Annotated in this window: 14 protein-coding genes; 8 read left to right on the top strand and 6 right to left on the bottom strand. The window is 70.3% G+C overall.

Features of this window, described 5'->3' with window-relative positions:
• Window positions 1-63 precede the first annotated feature (63 nt).
• From SOM08_RS15990 to SOM08_RS15975, 4 genes are all read right to left on the bottom strand, one after another.
• Window positions 64-1,713: a hypothetical protein gene (locus tag SOM08_RS15990; protein ID WP_322469306.1), complete on the bottom strand. Its 1,650-nt coding sequence runs from the start codon at window positions 1,711-1,713 to the stop codon at window positions 64-66.
• A gap of 49 nt (window positions 1,714-1,762) precedes the next feature.
• Window positions 1,763-2,227 (bottom strand): hypothetical protein, encoded by a 465-nt coding sequence (locus SOM08_RS15985; RefSeq protein ID WP_322469305.1) that lies wholly within the window; start codon window positions 2,225-2,227, stop codon window positions 1,763-1,765.
• 98 nt (window positions 2,228-2,325) lie between these two features.
• Entirely contained in the window at window positions 2,326-3,255 is a 930-nt protein-coding gene (locus tag SOM08_RS15980) for a hypothetical protein (RefSeq protein WP_322469304.1), read from the bottom strand.
• 191 nt (window positions 3,256-3,446) lie between these two features.
• Window positions 3,447-4,274, bottom strand: a complete 828-nt coding sequence (locus SOM08_RS15975) for a helix-turn-helix domain-containing protein (protein ID WP_181936497.1) — start codon at window positions 4,272-4,274, stop codon at window positions 3,447-3,449.
• Between the two features lie 111 nt (window positions 4,275-4,385).
• Between SOM08_RS15975 and SOM08_RS15970 the strand changes: the two genes are divergently transcribed.
• From SOM08_RS15970 to SOM08_RS15945, 6 genes are all read left to right on the top strand, one after another.
• Window positions 4,386-4,799 carry a hypothetical protein gene (locus SOM08_RS15970; RefSeq protein WP_116959570.1) on the top strand — a complete coding sequence of 138 codons (414 nt, stop codon included), beginning with the start codon at window positions 4,386-4,388 and terminating at the stop codon, window positions 4,797-4,799.
• A gap of 105 nt (window positions 4,800-4,904) precedes the next feature.
• Complete coding sequence (gene acnA, locus SOM08_RS15965; RefSeq protein ID WP_116959571.1) at window positions 4,905-7,631, top strand: aconitate hydratase AcnA; 2,727 nt, start codon at window positions 4,905-4,907, stop codon at window positions 7,629-7,631.
• Between the two features lie 56 nt (window positions 7,632-7,687).
• Window positions 7,688-8,614 carry a S1C family serine protease gene (locus SOM08_RS15960; RefSeq protein WP_322469303.1) on the top strand — a complete coding sequence of 309 codons (927 nt, stop codon included), beginning with the start codon at window positions 7,688-7,690 and terminating at the stop codon, window positions 8,612-8,614.
• A gap of 28 nt (window positions 8,615-8,642) precedes the next feature.
• On the top strand, window positions 8,643-9,644 hold the full coding sequence (locus tag SOM08_RS15955; RefSeq protein WP_116959573.1) for an AAA family ATPase: 1,002 nt from the start codon (window positions 8,643-8,645) through the stop codon (window positions 9,642-9,644).
• Window position 9,645: 1 nt separating this feature from the next.
• Entirely contained in the window at window positions 9,646-10,686 is a 1,041-nt protein-coding gene (locus SOM08_RS15950; protein ID WP_322469302.1) for a DUF58 domain-containing protein, read from the top strand.
• Window positions 10,687-10,765: 79 nt separating this feature from the next.
• Window positions 10,766-11,821 carry a VWA domain-containing protein gene (locus SOM08_RS15945; protein ID WP_116959630.1) on the top strand — a complete coding sequence of 352 codons (1,056 nt, stop codon included), beginning with the start codon at window positions 10,766-10,768 and terminating at the stop codon, window positions 11,819-11,821.
• A 27-nt stretch (window positions 11,822-11,848) separates the two neighbouring features.
• On the opposite strand, the gene SOM08_RS15940 is transcribed toward SOM08_RS15945, so the two are convergent.
• Together SOM08_RS15940 and SOM08_RS15935 are read right to left on the bottom strand one after the other, a co-directional pair.
• Window positions 11,849-13,828: a hypothetical protein gene (locus SOM08_RS15940; RefSeq protein WP_322469301.1), complete on the bottom strand. Its 1,980-nt coding sequence runs from the start codon at window positions 13,826-13,828 to the stop codon at window positions 11,849-11,851.
• 27 nt (window positions 13,829-13,855) lie between these two features.
• On the bottom strand, window positions 13,856-14,317 hold the full coding sequence (locus SOM08_RS15935) for a hypothetical protein (RefSeq protein WP_322469300.1): 462 nt from the start codon (window positions 14,315-14,317) through the stop codon (window positions 13,856-13,858).
• A gap of 133 nt (window positions 14,318-14,450) precedes the next feature.
• On the opposite strand from SOM08_RS15935, the gene SOM08_RS15930 reads away from it, so the two are divergent.
• A complete protein-coding gene (locus SOM08_RS15930; protein WP_322469299.1) occupies window positions 14,451-15,665 on the top strand; it encodes an FAD-dependent monooxygenase in 1,215 nt (404 codons plus the stop codon).
• An 18-nt stretch (window positions 15,666-15,683) separates the two neighbouring features.
• A complete protein-coding gene (locus tag SOM08_RS15925) occupies window positions 15,684-16,670 on the top strand; it encodes a Bug family tripartite tricarboxylate transporter substrate binding protein (RefSeq protein WP_116959578.1) in 987 nt (328 codons plus the stop codon).
• The last annotated feature ends 26 nt before the right edge of the window (window positions 16,671-16,696 follow it).

Here is a 16,696-nt window from a genome sequence, read left to right as displayed (position 1 = left end):
GCCATTGTTTTGGCGGGTGCAGCGCTGCCGGTAGGGCCACGCCGCTTGGCCTCGACCCTAAGGTCACAAGGCAATCCCGCGCTTGGCGGCCACCGCTTTGATGGCTTTTTCATGATCGAGCGCAGCTGTGCTGATGATGTCCAGTTCGTCCATTCGGGCCAACTCGTCAGCGGTGGCGGCGCCCGCAGTCTTTTTCGGAAGCAGACTCGACCATTCCTTCACAGCTTGCGTGTGCCGCTGGTATTGGAGGTCTTTGCTCATCGACAGCAGGCTCCGCTGCGCTTGAGGATCCGTGATTCGCGCGAGCTGCCGCTCAAGGTCTGCAATGGCCGTGGTTTGTTCGGCCATCAGATTCCCTCTCAGTTGGCTCTTCTTTTGTTCGGCCGCCCGTGCCAGGTCGTGTTGGCGGTATGTCTCCTGCTGCGCCAAGCGATCGTCGGCTTTCTGGTTCCGCGGCTTGACCGGCCGCGATGGGACTGGCTGCGACCGCTGCTGCGGTTTGGCCGGCGGCGAGAGGACCGGTTGCGGTGTCGCGCCCTTGCGCTGCTGTTGATTGGCCAATGGTTGTGGCGATGCCTTCGGCTGGGGCGCAGGGACGGCGTCCTCCGTCACGGACATTTCGATCGTTTTTTGTGAATCCGTGGCCGACACTTCGGCGCTGGAATCGGCCCCGTCTTCATCGGAGGAGCTGCCGCCATCCGTGTCGGGGTCGTCGGTGCGCAGGGATCGGGGAATCTGCTTGCCCGAGCCGGAAATCGTGGCGTCGCCATCGCTCGGTTGGCTCTTGATCGAGCGCGAATCCGATTCCTCCATCTCCGAGTGCTCAAGTGAAGATGCCTTGCGACCGTTTCTTCGGGTCAGCGGGTCGAACGTCGGGCTGTCGTGAGGGGCCGATTGCTCTTTGTCGAGCTTCAACCTGGTGAGCTCGGCCTGCTTCGTGGCATCGGCCCGGCGCGCCAACGCAGACGCCTTGAGGGCCTGAATATCCAAAGGCGCTGCCGCGCTGTCGAGCAAACCGGCCGAAGCACCGATCTTTTGTGTCTCTTTCAAGGCGTCGATGCCTTGGTCGAAAAAGAGGTCGAGCAGCGGCTTGACGGCATCCGGCGACAGCCCTTGTTTCACACATTCCCGCAAGACAAGTTCGTGCATGCCCAGGCAGAACAGGCCCAACTGGGTCTGTTGCTCTATTTGCAGCTGGGCTTTGTCGACAACGCTGGGCGTGACACTGGGCGCGGCGCTGGGAGTCGGGTGCAGGTTCGGGGGGATGCCTGCGTCGGGTATATCAAAGAAGGGATTGGGCGTCTCGGGTGGCGTTGCCGGGCCGGGCCCGCCGGCCGCGGGACCCTGGCTCAGTGGAGTGGGGGAATCTGTTGGGCCGAATATCCGAGGTACGGCCTGCCCATCGGCGGTGAAGCCGGCATATCGGCCGGTGCCCCTGTCCTTGTCCAGCCAATCGAAGGGGTTCTCGCCTGGCGCAGGCCCCTCGAACGCCAGATTGGAGGCGTTGAGGTTGACCGGGGGTTGATGATGGTCCGCAAAAACCCGAGGGTCGCCAGGGGGAGCCGTATGGCTGCTGGCCGCTGGTGTCTCGACCGGTCGCGTTCGTTCCATGACGCCCTGGGACGAGCCTCGCGGCGGAACCTCTGGCGGGCGGCGACTGTTGGGGTTGTGCGCAAGCGCGGGAAAGCGGGTTCCGGTGGTTTTGGGGATCATGGGCAGTCAGGCTCAGTTATGGGGCGCGAGCAAGCGATGGGGTTCGGCATCAGCCCCAGGTCGCTGCGCCGCCCGGGCTCAGGACGGATGGCTTCGGGGTTGGGGGCGGCGTGTCGCTGTGCAGCTCCTCCCGCCACTCCTTGACCTGCGCCACCGTGGCGGTGATGAGGTCCGCCAGCCAGGCCGGCCCGGCCGATTCGTCGCTGGGCGGTGTGGCGGTGAGGCAGACCAGGGTGGTCTTGCGCAGCGGGTGGAAGCCAAAGCGCAGGTTGGGGTGGTCGGCGGTGCTCAGCTGCAGCGCGAGCAGCCGCTCGTGCACCGGGGCGCGCTGCTCGGCCCCGAAGAGCGCGATCTCGGCCAGCAACAGAAAGTGCGGGCGCGGTTCCTTGTGCTGGATTTCGACGTGAACACCGTCCAGGGTGACGGTGTGGCCCTGGCCCAGGGCGAAGGGGTCGGGCAGGCCCAGTTCCAGGCTGGCGCGGTGGCACAAGGTGATCAACTGGTCGGTGTTCATGGCGGGCACCTGGGGTGGCGGTTCGGCTTGAGTGGCCGGTGCCGAGGGCGGGTTCCGGCCGCCCGTGCGGGGCGGCTCGGTCGGATGGCCGGTTCAGGTCATTTCCTGGACCGGCTGACGCGAACACCGGGCTCTGACCACCAGCGCTTGAGCGCCTCTCGCAGCCCGCCTTCCTTTTTCGAGGCGCGCCTGGCCGGCGAGTCCTGGCCGGTGCCAGTCGGCGTTGGCCGCGGCACATCCCCCTGGCTGGCGGAGCGCGTGCGCGCGAAGACGCCCGCCTTCCAGGTGGTGGTGGCGCCCCGTTGCGGGTCTGGCGGCACCGACGACGCCTTCGCCTGGGGCGGCGCGTGCCTGGCGTTCAGCGCCAGCAGTTCCCTTTTCAGGTCCGGATCGTTGTCGAGGTCGAAGTCGACCCCGTCGAACGCAGAGCGGTTGACGGGGGCTGTGGCCTTCGTGCCCGAGGAACCGTGGGGCGCGCCGCCACCGGGCGCCGGGCCCTCACGGCCGGTGCCGCGGCTCAGGGTGGGCGACAGTTCGCCGCGGGCACCTGCGGCAGGTCCGGCGGGCTTTCTCATGGTGGGGGGCAGCGGGTTTCTGTCGGCTTCGGCGAAGCGCTGCTGGGCGCGGGCGGCTTGGTAGTGCTGCTCGAACTCCTGCTTGGCTTCTGCCCACGACGTGCCCTCCGGCGGCGAAAGGTCGAACGAAACGCCTTCAAAGGTGCTGGCTTCTTGCTGGAAGCGGAGCCGAAGTTCCGCTGGCGTGCCCGACCTGCCGCTGCCCGGCGGGCGCGCCGCCGCGCCGGTAGGGGCCCGCGGTGCGGCGGGCCGCGGGAGCCCCGCGCCGCCAAACCTCAGGTTGGACGCGTGCTGCTCGATGGGTGGCGACGAGGACGCGGCGCCGGGCGTGGTCGCGGGCCCGACGGGGGGCTGGGTGGCCGGTGTGGTGGGCGCGGGGCCCCGAGCGCCCCGGGGTGCTGGCGGCAACACCGTGGGGCGAACACCAGGGGAGTGGGTGAGGGAGACCGGCATAGAGACCTCGGGGGTGAAGAAACAGGGCGGACGCGCTGGGCGGGTCGGTCCCGCGTCGCTGCGCCCACTGGCGGTGCATAGGCCAGTGCTGTTTGGTCGGGTGCTTGCCGAAGGCGGTTCCAGCCGGCCACCCCCCCAGGGCCCGACCAGATGGCCGAGTGCGGACGGCCAGCGCCGCGCCGCCCGATGGTTCAGGCCGTCGGCGCCATGGCGCGCAGCCGCTCGGCCGTGGCCTCGTCGGCCGGGAAGAAGGTCTCCAGCGCCAGTTCCTGCAGGGTGATGTCCACCGCCGTGCCGAACACGGTGGTGGTGCTGATCAGGTTCAGCTCTCCGAGCGGCGTGTCGAGGCGAAAGGGCATGAGCACGCCCAGGTGCTCGCCGGGCAGGGCGTGGTGGCCGTCGCCGTGGCCGCCGGCCGGGGCGGGCAGGGCGCGCAGTTCCTCGGCCAACTCGGCCAGGGCGGCGTCGCCGGTGGTGGCGATCTGCTGGCGCAGGCGCTCCAGCAGGTGCTCGCGCCACTGTGGCAGGTTGTGGATGCGCGGCGCCAGGCCTTGTGGGTGCAGGCTCAGGCGCAGCACGTTCACGGGCGGCTGCAGCAGTTGCGGCGCCATGCCTTGCATCAGCAGCGGCACCAGCCGGTTGTGCATCACCAGGTTCCAGTGCCGGTCCATGGCCAGCGCGGGCCAGGGCTCGTGCGCGTCCAGGATGCGCTGCACGGCGGCGCGCGCCGCCGCCATGGCCGGGTCGTCGAGCGTGCGCTCGCGGTACATGGGCGCGAAGCCGGCCGCCACCAGCAGGGCGTTGCGCTCGCGCGGCGGCACCTGCAGGCGCTCGGACAGGCGCATCACCATCTCGCGGCTGGGGCTGGCGCGGCCGGTTTCCACGCAGCTCAGGTGGCGCGTGGAGACCTCCGCCTGCAGGGCGAGCTCGAGCTGGCTCAGGCGGCGGCGCTGGCGCCAGTGGCGCAGGTGGTCCCCGAAGGGCAGGGGGGCGGCGTGGTGGGGGCGGTGGGCGTGCATGGCCGCATGGTAGGCCGGGTGGGGGCGGCGGCCATGACCTGGCAGGTCATGGACCCGCTGCGGGGTCGCCGACACGATGGGCGCCATGTTCAACCCCCTCAGGAGCCCCACATGAGCCTCTCGACCTTGCGCCTCTCCACCACCCACCTGCGCCGCGTGCTCGCGCTGGACGCCATCTCGGGCGCCGGCGCCGCCGTGCTGCACCTGGCCTTCGCCGGTTCGCTGGCCGGCTGGCTCGGCCTGTCCCAGGGCCTGATCACCGCCGCCGGCTGGGCGCTGCTGGCCTATGTGGCGCTGGCGGCCATCCTGGCGCGCCAGGTGGCGCCCGCGCGCGGACCGCTGATGGTGCTGATCGTGGGCAACGTCCTGTGGGGCGTCGCCTGCCTGGCGCTGGCCTGGGGCGGTGACAGCGGCGTGACGGCGCTGGGCCAGGCCTACCTGACGGTGCTGGCGGTGGCGGTGCTGGCTTTGGCCGACCTGGAGTTCCTGGGCTGGCGCGCGCCGGTCCAGCGCCTGGCGGTCTGATTCCAGCAGGCACCCCCGGGGCAAATCGCCGCCGCGCTTGCGGTGGCGCCAGAAGATCGCAGAATGGCCCTTGACCCGCATGGAACGATCTTCAGGAGCCACCGCATGGACGCCCCCACGAGCTACGCCCACCCCTTCGCCCAGACCGTCAAGACCTTCACCCCCGCGGCCGGCAAGACCGGCCGCCTCTATTCCCTGCCGGCGCTGGCGCGCGAGTTTCCCAACGTCAAGCGCCTGCCGCATTCCATCCGCATCGTGCTGGAAAGCGTGCTGCGGCACTGTGACGGCGAGCGCGTGACGCGCGAGCACGTGGCGCGGCTGGCCAACTGGAAGCCCCAGGCGGCGCGCACGGACGAAATCCCCTTCACCGTGGCGCGCGTGGTGCTGCAGGACTTCACCGGCGTGCCCCTGCTGGCCGACCTGGCCGCCATGCGCAGCACCGCCCAGCGCCTGGGGCGCGACCCCAAGCGCATCGAGCCCCTGGTGCCGGTGGACCTGGTGGTGGACCACTCGGTCATGGTCGACCACTACGGCACTAAGGACGCCCTGGACCTGAACATGAAGCTGGAGTTCATGCGCAACCTGGAGCGCTACGGCTTCATGAAGTGGGGCATGCAGGCCTTCGACACCTTCGGCGTGGTGCCGCCGGGCTTTGGCATCGTGCACCAGGTGAACCTGGAGTACCTGGCGCGCGGCGTGCACCTCAAGGGCGGGCTGTACTACCCCGACACGCTGGTGGGAACCGACAGCCACACCACCATGATCAACGGCATCGGCGTGGTGGGCTGGGGCGTGGGCGGCATCGAGGCCGAGGCCGCCATGCTGGGTCAGCCGGTGTACTTCCTCACGCCCGACGTGGTGGGTTTCGAGCTCACGGGCCGTCTGCGCGGCGGCGTCACCGCCACCGACCTGGTGCTCACCGTCACCGAGATCCTGCGCCGGCACAAGGTGGTGGGCAAGTTCGTGGAGTTCTTCGGCGAGGGCACGGCCTCGCTCACGCTGCCCGACCGCGCCACCATCGCCAACATGGCGCCCGAGTACGGCGCCACCATGGGCTTCTTCCCGGTGGACGGCAGGACGCTGGAGTACTTCCGCGGCACCGGCCGCAGCGCCGCCGAGATCGACGCCTTCGAGGCGTACTTCAAGGCCCAGGGCCTGTTCGGCGTGCCGCAGCGCGGCGACATCGACTACTCGCAGGTGATCACGCTGGACCTGGGAACGGTGGCGCCCAGCCTGGCGGGTCCCAAGCGCCCGCAGGACCGCATCGAACTCGGTCACGTGTCGCGCCGCTTCACCGAGTTGTTCAGCGCACCCATGGAGCAGGGCGGCTTCAAGCAGCCGCCGGGCAAGCTGGCGCAGGCCTTTCCCGCCGGCAAGGGTGTGGACGTGAAGAACGGCGACGTGCTGATCGCCGCCATCACCAGCTGCACCAACACCAGCAACCCGGGCGTGCTGCTGGCCGCCGGCCTGCTGGCCAAGAAGGCGGTGGAAAAGGGCCTCAAGGTGCAGCCGCACATCAAGACCTCCCTGGCGCCGGGCTCGCGCATCGTCACCGAGTACCTCACCAACACCGGCCTGCTGCCCTACCTGGAGCAACTGGGCTTCGCGCTGGCGGGCTATGGCTGCACCACCTGCATCGGCAACGCGGGTGACCTGGCGCCTGAGCTCAACGCCGTCATCACCGACAACGACCTGGTTTGCGCGGCGGTGCTGTCGGGCAACCGCAACTTCGAGGCGCGCATCCACCCCAACATCAAGGCCAACTTCCTGGCCAGCCCGCCGCTGGTGGTGGCCTACGCCATCGCGGGCACCGTCACCACCGACCTGATGACGCAGCCGGTGGGCACCGGCACCGGCGGTCAGGCCGTGTACCTGGGCGACATCTGGCCCACCAGCGACGAGATCCATGCGCTGATGAAGAGCGCCATGAACGGCAAGGCCTACCGCGACAACTACGCCCGCGTGAAGACCGAGCCCGGCGAGCTGTGGGAGCGCATCCCGGGCCTGAGCGGCACCACCTACGACTGGCCCAAGAGCACCTACATCGCCGAGCCACCGTTCTTCCAGGGCTTCGCGCTGGACGCGGTGGACGCCCAGCGCCCGGTGGCCGTGCACGGCGCGCGCATCATGGCGCTGTTCGGGGACTCCATCACCACCGACCACATCTCGCCGGCCGGCAGCATCAAGGCCTCTTCGCCCGCCGGCCTGTGGCTGCAGGCGCACAAGGTGCTGCCGGCCGACTTCAACAGCTACGGCGCGCGCCGCGGCCACCACGAGGTGATGATGCGCGGCACCTTCGCCAACGTGCGCATCAAGAACCTGATGATCCCGCCGCGGGCCGACGGCACGCGCGAGGAGGGCGGTTTCACCCTGCACCAGCCCTCGGGCGACAAGCTGCCCATCTACGACGCCGCCATGCGCTACGTGGCCGACGGCGTGCCCACGGTCATCTTCGCCGGCGAGGAGTACGGCACAGGCTCCAGCCGCGACTGGGCGGCCAAGGGCACGCAGCTGCTGGGCATCAAGGCCGTGGTGGCGCGCAGCTTCGAGCGCATCCACCGCAGCAACCTGGTGGGCATGGGCGTGCTGCCGCTGCAGTTCAAGCCGGGCGATTCCTGGGAGTCGCTGGGCCTGCGCGGCGACGAAACCATCGCCGTGGTGCCGCACCCCGAGCTGACGCCGCAGAGCGACGCCACGCTGGTGATCACCCGTCCCGACGGTCAGCGGCGCGAGATCACCGTCACCCTGCGCATCGACACGCCCGTCGAGGTGGACTACTACCGGGCGAACGGCATCCTGCCCTACGTGCTGCGGCAATTGTTGACCGCTTGAGCCGGTCGGCGCATCGCGGCATCATGTGACCCACAGCTTCTTCGTCGGGGGTCGCGATGCGAAAGACAGCGAAGTACAGCCCCTCGCGCCGCGCGGCCCCGCCGGTCGACGCGCGGCCGGGGGCGCAGGCCATCGAGCCGGCCGCCGAGGCGGCCGTGCCAGCGCGGCCCGTTCGCCGCTGGCGCGGCGCCCTGGCGCGCGGCGCAGCCAGCCCCCGCGTCATGTGGGCGGCCATCGCCCTGCTGTCCATCGCCCTGATCGTGCTGGTGTGGCAGCGCCAGGCGGGCGGCGCCGCCGCGCTCACGCAGAAGGACATCGACGCCGCCGTGCTGCGCACGCTCACCACCCAGGTGATGCCCTCGCCGGCCGCGCGCGCGGCCGAGAAGATCCGCCCCGCCGTGGTGCGTGTGCTGTCCTACGGCAAGGACGAGAAGGGCAAGGAGACCGAGCAAGGGGTGGGCACCGGTGTGGTGATCATCGACAAGGGCGTGATCCTGACCAACCTGCACGTGGTGCAGGGCGCCGACCGGCTCAAGATCACCTTCGCCGACGGCAGCGAATCGGGCGCCACCGTCACCGGGGCGCAGCCCGAGAACGACCTGGCCGTGCTGCAGGCCCAGACCATCCCCGACGACCTGATCGCGGCCACCCTTCGCTCCACCAACGACCTGAACGCCGGCGACCAGGTGGTGGCGGTGGGCTTTCCCTTCGGCATCGGGCCCTCGGTGTCGGCCGGCGTCATCTCCGGCTTCGACCGCGAGTTCAAGTCGCCCGAGGGCAAGCAGGTCATCGGCAACCTGATCCAGTTCGACGCCGCGGCCAACCCCGGCAATTCCGGCGGCCCGCTGGTCACCATGGACGGCGAGGTGGTCGGCATCGTCACCGGCATCCTCAACCCCACCAGCGCCCGCACCTTCGTGGGCATCGGTTTTGCCGTGCCCATCGAAAGCGCCGCCAGCGCCGCGGGCCTGCCCCCGTTCTGAGCCCCTCATCCACCGACCGGAGCCCTTCATGAGCGACACCAACGCCCCCGAGACCGCCCAGCTGATGGAGGAGATCCTCTATGAGGTCAAACGCGTGGTCGTCGGCCAGGACCGTTTCCTCGAGCGCGTGATGGTGGCGCTGCTGGCGCAGGGCCACCTGCTGGTGGAGGGCGTGCCCGGTCTGGCCAAGACGCTTACCGTGAAGACGCTGGCCGAGGCGATCCAGGGGCGCTTCAAGCGCATCCAGTTCACGCCCGACCTGGTGCCGGCCGACCTGGTCGGCACGCGCATCTACAACCAGAAGACCGGCGATTTCAGCACCGCGCTCGGCCCGGTGTTCGCCAACCTGCTGCTGGCCGACGAGATCAACCGCGCGCCGGCCAAGGTGCAGAGCGCGCTGCTCGAGGTGATGCAGGAGCGCCAGGTGACCATCGCGGGCGAGACCCACCCCGTGCCGCGCCCCTTCGTGGTGATGGCCACGCAGAACCCGATCGAGACCGAAGGCACCTACCCGTTGCCCGAGGCGCAGGTGGACCGTTTCATGATGAAGGTGCTGGTGGACTACCCGAGCGACGAGGAGGAGTACGTCATCGTCGAGCGCGTCACCGGTCCCGCGGTGCGGGTGAACGCGGTCGCCACCACCGAGCAGCTGGCCGCGCTGCAGGCGGTGTGCCGCGAGGTCTACGTGGACCCCTCGCTGGTGCAGTACGCGGTGCGCCTGGTGTCGGCCACGCGCAGCCCGGACAAGCACGGCATCAAGGACATGGCCGGTCTCATCACCTTCGGCGCCAGTCCGCGCGCCACCATCGGCCTGGTGGAGGGCGCTCGCGCCCTGGCCATGTTGCGCGGCCGCGCTTATGCCCTGCCCGAGGACATGGTCGACCTGGTGCCCGACGTGCTGCGCCACCGCGTGGTGCTGTCCTACGAAGGCCTGTCCGAGGGCCTCAGCAGCGAGGCGCTGATCGCGCGCATCATGAAACACATCCCGCCGCCGGCGCGGCCCCTGGAAGCCGAGAGGCGGGCGGCCTGACATGTTCAAGCGCCTGTTCGGCCAAGCCCCCGCCGCCCCGCCGGGCGACGCGGCGAGGTCGCCCGCCGCGCAGCGCGCCGATGCGCTGCTGCGCCAGTTGGAGTGGACCGTGCTGCGCCGGCTCGACGGCCTGCTGCAGGGCCACTACAAGACCCTCATGCGCGGCAGCGGCCTGGACCTGGCCGACCTGCGCGAGTACCAGCTGCACGACGATGTGCGCCACATCGACTGGAACGTCACCGCGCGGCTGCAGCAGCCGCACGTGCGGGTGTTCACCGAGGACCGCGAGATGGCGGCCTGGTTCCTGCTCGACCTCAGTCCCTCGGTGGACTTCGGCTCGGGCGAGCAGCGCAAGAGCGACGTGCTGCTGCGCTTCACGGCGGTGCTGGCGCGTCTCATCTCGGGCCAGGGCAACCGAGTGGGCGCCATGGTGTACGGCTCGCGCGGCCGCGCGCGGGTGGAGGCCATGCTGCCGGCGCGCGGCGGGCGCCTGCACGTGCTGCGCCTGCTGCAGATGCTGATGCCCGCCTCGACGGGGAAAGCGCCCGCGCCCGCCGGCACCGCCGCCACGCGCCTGGGCGACCTGCTGCGCGGCGCCGTCTTCACCGTGCGCCAGCGCAGCACCGTTTTCGTGGTGTCCGACTTCATCAGCCAACCCGGCTGGGAACGGCCGCTGGGCGAGCTGGCGCGCCGCCACGACGTGGTGGCCGTGCGCCTGGTCGACCCGCTGGAGCTGGAGCTGCCCGACCTGGGCCTGATCCCCATCCGCGACGCCGAAACCGGCGAGCAGATCGAGGTCGACACGAGCGACAAGGGCTTTCGCCAGCGCTTCGCGCGCATCGCCGCGCAGCGCGAGGCGCAGTTGCGCGACAGCCTGGCGCGCGCTGGCGTGGACACGCTGGAACTCGCCACCGACGAGGACCTGAGCGACGCGGTGCTGCGCTTCGTGGACCTGCGCGAGCGGCGCGTGCGCCACGGCGCGCTCGGACGGCCCATGCCCACGCAGCTGCCCCGCCGAACCCGAGAAGGAATGCGAGCATGAACACCGCACGGCCGCCCGAAGGGGCTCGCATCGCAGCGCATCGCGCGGAGGTTTTGCTATGAACGGATGGCTGCCGCCCGTGAGCTTCCTGTGGCCGCAGATGCTGTGGCTGCTGCTGGTCCTGCCGCTGCTGGTGCTGCTCTACCTGTGGCTGCTGCGCCGGCGCCAGCGCACGGCGCTGCGTTACGCCAACCTGTCCATCGTGCGCGAGGCCCTGGGCAAGGGCCCGGGCTGGCGGCGCCACGTGCCGCCGATGCTGCTGTTGCTGGCGCTGGCGGCCATGCTGCTGGCGGCGGCGCGGCCCTCGGCCAGCATCACGCTGCCGTCCACCCAGCAGACCATCATCCTGGCGATGGACGTGTCGGGCAGCATGCGCGCCGAGGACGTGGCGCCCAACCGCCTGGTGGCCTCGCAGAACGCGGCCAAGGCCTTCCTGGCCGAGCTGCCGCGCCACGTGAAGGTGGGCATCGTGGCCTTCGCCGGTTCGGCCCAGGTGGTGCAGCCGATCACCCTCAGCCGCGAGGACCTGGTCACCGCCATCGACAAGTTCCAGCTGCAGCGCGCCACCGCCATCGGCAGCGCCATCGTGGTCTCGCTGTCCGAGCTGTTTCCCGAGCAGCGCATCAGCCTGACCGACATGACCTACAGCCGCAACACCGACCCCTTCGCGCCGCGCGGCCGCTCGCTCGACCAGCCGCGCAACAACGAGGAGAAGGCCTTCCAGCCGGTGGAACCGGGCTCGTACGGTTCGGCCGCGATCATCCTGCTCACCGACGGCCAGCGCACCACCGGCGTGGACACGGCCGAGGCCGCCAAGATGGCGGCCGACCGGGGTGTGCGCGTCTACACCGTGGGCGTGGGCACGGTCGAGGGCGAGGTGATCGGCTTCGAAGGCTGGTCCATGCGCGTGCGCCTGGACGAGGACACCCTCAAGGACGTGGCGCGCACCACCAAGGCCGAGTACTTCTACGCCGGCACCGCCGAGAACCTGAAACAGATCTACCAGTCGCTGAGCTCGCGCTTGACGGTGGAGAAGAAGGAGACCGAGGTCTCCGGGCTGCTGGCCCTGCTGGCGGCGGGGCTGGTGGTGTTGGCGGCGGGGCTGTCGCTGGCGTGGTTCAAGCGGGTGCTTTGAAGAAGGGCCTTGGGCCCCGCGCTGTCGTCAATACTGGCGCAGCAGGTCGTCGTAGGCGGCCTGCAGTTCGGGGATGTGCGGCGAGCATTCCGCCATTTCCCGGGCGACGCCGGCCGCCATGAGCCAGAAGACCAAGCGCAGCAGCTCCACATGGGTGGCGGTGCTCTGCTGTTGCAGGCAGCGCATGCGTTCGGCGTTGTCGCCCGCCCAGAGGAATGCGTTGAGGAAGCGCCCCATGCCGTCGCTGATGAGGATGGTCGGGTTGGCCTGAACCGCTGCGGCGACGAGCTCGATAGGCCCCCACGCGATGGCGGGTGCCAGCGCCCTGGCTGGCGCGGCTTCCCCGGGCATGGGCAAGCCAGGGGCGTTGCGCCCTGGCGTGCGCCACGCAGGCCTGGCCCACAAGACCGATGCCTGTGCTTGCTCTTGCCGGGTCGACGGCTGCCGGCCCGCGCGGAAACGCGCCAGGAAATCGGGCGGCAGGAGCAGCGGTGACTTCAGCTGCTCGATGGTGTAGGGCGGGGGAACCATTGCCTCGGGCAGGTGATAAAACGCATCCTGACCGGCGTGCGCATTGAGCTTGGTGGCAATTCTGTTCAGCGCCCGGCGCACCCTGTTCGGCAATGGGACGCCAGCCCTCTTGTTGAGAGGCTGGTCCCTCCTGTATTGCTCGGATCGGAGCAGGTGGATGTGGCGCCAGGCCTGCTGGATGCACAAGACGCGGAAATCCCGGAGTTCAGGCGGCCATTCTTCGCCGCTGTTGCCCGAAGGCAGGGCGTCGGCCAACAGGTTGAAGCGTGCGTCGAGGTGGTGTGTGCTGCGTGGCAGGTGAAAATTGATCAGCATCATGCAGGCGAGAATGGATTTCTCCTGCGCGTACCGCGGAATTTCATCCATTGTTGCCAGGATGCGGTAAACCGCCTCCGTCCTAATGCCCGGCGAATCCGACAGCGGGTTCGTTTTCCCGTGGGCGGTGCCGAGCAGGAGGATGTGGAACGCTTGCGGGTAGTTGGCGCACAGGCTCAGGGCCAGCCCCGCGGACGAATTGCGTTGCCGGACATGGCGGCCGCTCAGCAGTGCTTCAATGGCGTTGAAGACGGCGGGCCGTGAGCGGGCCGGAGGGTGCGCGCGCCCTGTTTGAGGGGCGGTGACGATCGCTTGCGGTGCCTCGAGGGTTTCCGCATGTGCCCTTGCCAGGTCGGTGTATTCAAGGGCCGGTGCCGTTGGCATGGGGACGGCGCTGCTGTGGCGGATCGGTTCGAACAGACGGTCTGGCAATTCGACCTGCTCCAGTTGCTCCTCCGTCCATTGACCTCCAGCGGGTGGGTTGTTTTTGTAGGCGTCGAGCTTGTTTGTGATTTGAGTCAGCGCGGCGGCCCATGCATCGGGCGTCGGGTATTTGTCGAGGTTCTTGAGAATTTTGCGGATGGCGTGGCGTGCTTGGCGCTGGCACAGCTCATGGTAGGCATTCAACTCTGCGGGCCAGACTTCTTCAGGTAGGGCCTTGGCCATTAATTGCAGGCAGCGGCCGCCATTCCGGATGGCTGGCGTCAAGTGCATATTCGCCAGGCACATGCAGGAATATATGGGGTGCCATTGGTGCGGCAATATGAACTCAATCTTTTCGAAGATTGAAAATTGCACGGCCAGCCGGCAGGGCTTTTCAAGCCCCCAACGGGGGTATCCGCCGCTGGAGGCGGCCAGGGTGAGCTTGAAACCTTGGGCGTAGCTGACGCATTTCGACCAGGCGCAGGTGTGATCCGATGGCCTGAGTTTCGCGAACGCCCCAAACAGTGCGGGCACCTGGAGCGCGGAATCCAGGGCAGCGCTCGCGTCGCGGGCGGCGTTGTCGGTCGGGGCCTCCTGTTGGTACCCCGTGACCGTGATGCCAGCGGGATGCGTCGGGTGGGGGACACCGGCGCTCGCTCGTGGGCTGCCCATGCCCGATGGGTAGCCGGGGGAGCCAGTGGTGGTGGTGGTCGCGGTGGCGGTGGTGCGGCAGAGCATGGGACGCAGGGGGCTCGATGGAGCAGGTCAGACGAAGCGGCCACAGAGGTCGTGCGCCGCGGCCATGGCGGAACGGGCGGCGAAGCCCTCGTTCGGGCGGGCGATGCCCTGATGTCCGCCCTCGGCCAGCAGATGAAGCCAGACGCGGTGGCGCCGCGCATGGTCGTCCAGCCAGGCTTGCAGGCGATGGGCTTGCAGGCCGTGGCGGCACCACACATCCAGCAGGCAAAGGCGCTGCCAAGGCGGGTCCGTGGCGGGCATCGTCAGCAGCGAGCAGCGCATGTGTTCGAAGCCGCCATGGTTCAAGGTGTGATGCCAGGTGGCAGGTGCCACGTGCGCGGCGGGCAGACGGCCCGGTGAGCTCATCAGCGTGAGCCGGTCGTCATCGGCATCGGCGCTGAACCGCAGCAGAACGCCGTCGTCGCTGCGCAGCGCGCGTTCGTTGGGTGAAACGCCGTGAGGCGCGGGGCCGAAGAGCTGTTCGAGCATGAAGGACACGGCGTCTCCCGGTACACGGACGGGGGGCAAGGGCACGACGCTGTGTGGGGCGGGCGCGGGATGCGTTCCCCAGGCACCTTCGTTGCACGAGGCTCGATGAGGCCCAGCCGATACCATTCCCCGCATGAACCTTCCCTTGCTCGTGGCCGGCGCCGGCATCGGCGGACTGGGTGCGGCCCTGGCCCTGGCGCGCCAGGGCCAGGCCGTCACCGTCCTGGAACAGGCCCCTGCGTTCGGCGAGATCGGCGCGGGCCTGCAATTGGGGCCCAACGCGGTGCGCGTGCTGGCCGACTGGGGCCTGCTGCCCGCGCTGCGCGAGGCCGCCGCTTTTCCCGAGGCGCTGCGCGTGCGCGACGCGCGCAGCGGTCGCTCGCTGGGCCAACTGGCGCTGGGCGAAGCCGCCGTGGCGCGCCACGGCCAGGCCTATGCCTGCCTGCACCGCGCCGACCTGCACGCGCTGCTGCAGCGCGCCGTGGCGCAGGAGGCCTGCGTGTCGTGGCGCCTGGGGGCGCGCGCCGAGTCCTGGCGGCCGAGCGGGCCGGGCGTGTCGCTCACCCTGGCCAGCGGCGATCAGCTGGCCGGCCAGGCCTTGATCGGCTGCGACGGCCTCTGGAGCCGCGTGCGCCAGGGCGGATTCGACGCCGCGCCGCCCCGCCGCACCGGCCACCTGGCCTACCGTGGCCTGATCCCCGCGGAGGCGCTGCCCGCCGCGATGCGCGATCCCTCGGTGGGCGTGTGGCTGGGCCCCCGGCTGCACGTGGTGCACTACCCCGTGCGGCGCGGCGAGGCCTTCAACCTGGTGGCCGTGGTGCAGGGCGAGGCGGGCGGGCTGGAGGCCAGCAGCTGGTCGCAGCCGGCCGAGGCCGGCGAGCTGAGCGCCGCGCTCGGCCCCATCGCCGGGCCGCTGGCCGACTGGCTGGCTGCGGTGCCCGGCTGGACGCGCTGGGTGCTGCACGACCGCGATCCGCTGCGTGGCCCCGCCGACATGGCGCGCGGCGCGGTGGCCCTGCTGGGCGACGCCGCGCACCCCATGCGCCCCTACCTCGCGCAGGGCGCGGCCATGGCCCTGGAAGACGCCTGGGTGCTGGGGCACCTCGCTCGGGGCGCCACGGTGGCCGACTGGCCCGAGCGCTTCGCGCGCTACGCCCAGGCGCGCTGGGCCCGCAACGCCCGCGTGCAGCGCCGCTCGCGCCGCAATGGGCGCATCTTCCACGCCAGCGGCCTGCTGCGTCTGGGCCGCGACACCGCCATGGGCGTGCTGGGCGAACGCCTGTTGGACAATCCCTGGCTCTACGCCGGCCCGGGCGCACCGCCCCGGCCCGCTTCCGCGAACCCCTGACAACCGCTGGAGACCCGCATGCCACTGAAGCCCACCACCCGACGCCAAGCCATCGCCACCGGTGCCGCGCTGGCCGCCGCCGCCGCGCTGCCCGCCGCCCTGGCCCAACCCGCATGGCCCAGCCGCCCGCTCAAGATCGTGGTGGGCTTCCCCGGCGGCTCCTCGCCCGACCTGATGGCCCGCACCCTGGCCGACCCGCTGCAGGGCCTGCTGGGCCAGCCGGTGGTGGTGGAGAACCGCCCCGGCGCCGGCGGTAACGTGGCCGCCGCCCAGGTGGCGCGCGCCGACGACGACCACACCATCGGGCTGATGATCAACGGCAACATGACGATCGCCAAGATCCTCAACCCCGCCACCACCTACGACCCGCTCACCGACCTCACGCCGGTGTCGCTGATCGCCGTGGCGCCGCTGCTGCTGACGGGCGCGCCGGGCACGCCGGCCGATGCGCGCGCCTTCCTGGAGGCCGCGCGCCGCAATGGGGACAAGTGGAACTACGGCACGCCGGGCATCGGCACGGTGGCGCACCTGGGCATGGAATTGCTGAAGTCGCGCGCCGGCCTGGGCGCGGTGCACGTGCCGTACCCCGGCAACCCGCAGGTGATGGCGGCCATGATCGGCGGGCAGATCCAGATGTCGCTGCTGCCGCCGGGCCTGGCCATGGCGCAGGTCAAGGCCGGCAAGCTGCACGCCATCGGCGTCACCTCGGCCGGCCGCAGCGCCGTGGTGCCCGATGTGCCCAGCCTGGCCGAGGCCGGCGTGAAGGACTTCCAGCTGGAGATCTGGAACGCCGTGGCCGCGCCCAACAGCCTGCCCAAGGCGCACGTGAACCGGCTGGCCACGCTGCTCACCGAGATCGTGCGCCGCCCCGAGGTGCGCGAGAAGATCCTGAACCAGGGCTGGGCCGTGGCCGGCACCTCGCCCGAGGGTCTGGCGCGCCGCATCAAGGCCGACACCGCCGCCATGGCCGACGTGATCCGGCGCAACAACATCCGCCCGAGCTGAGCGAGGGCTGGCGCACGCGGCCGATG

The organism is Hydrogenophaga sp. SNF1 (assembly GCF_034421675.1).
Classification (GTDB): Bacteria; Pseudomonadota; Gammaproteobacteria; order Burkholderiales; family Burkholderiaceae_C; genus Hydrogenophaga; species Hydrogenophaga borbori.
The sequence above is the reverse complement of the archived record's forward strand: the minus strand, read 5'-3'. Positions and strand labels throughout refer to the sequence as shown.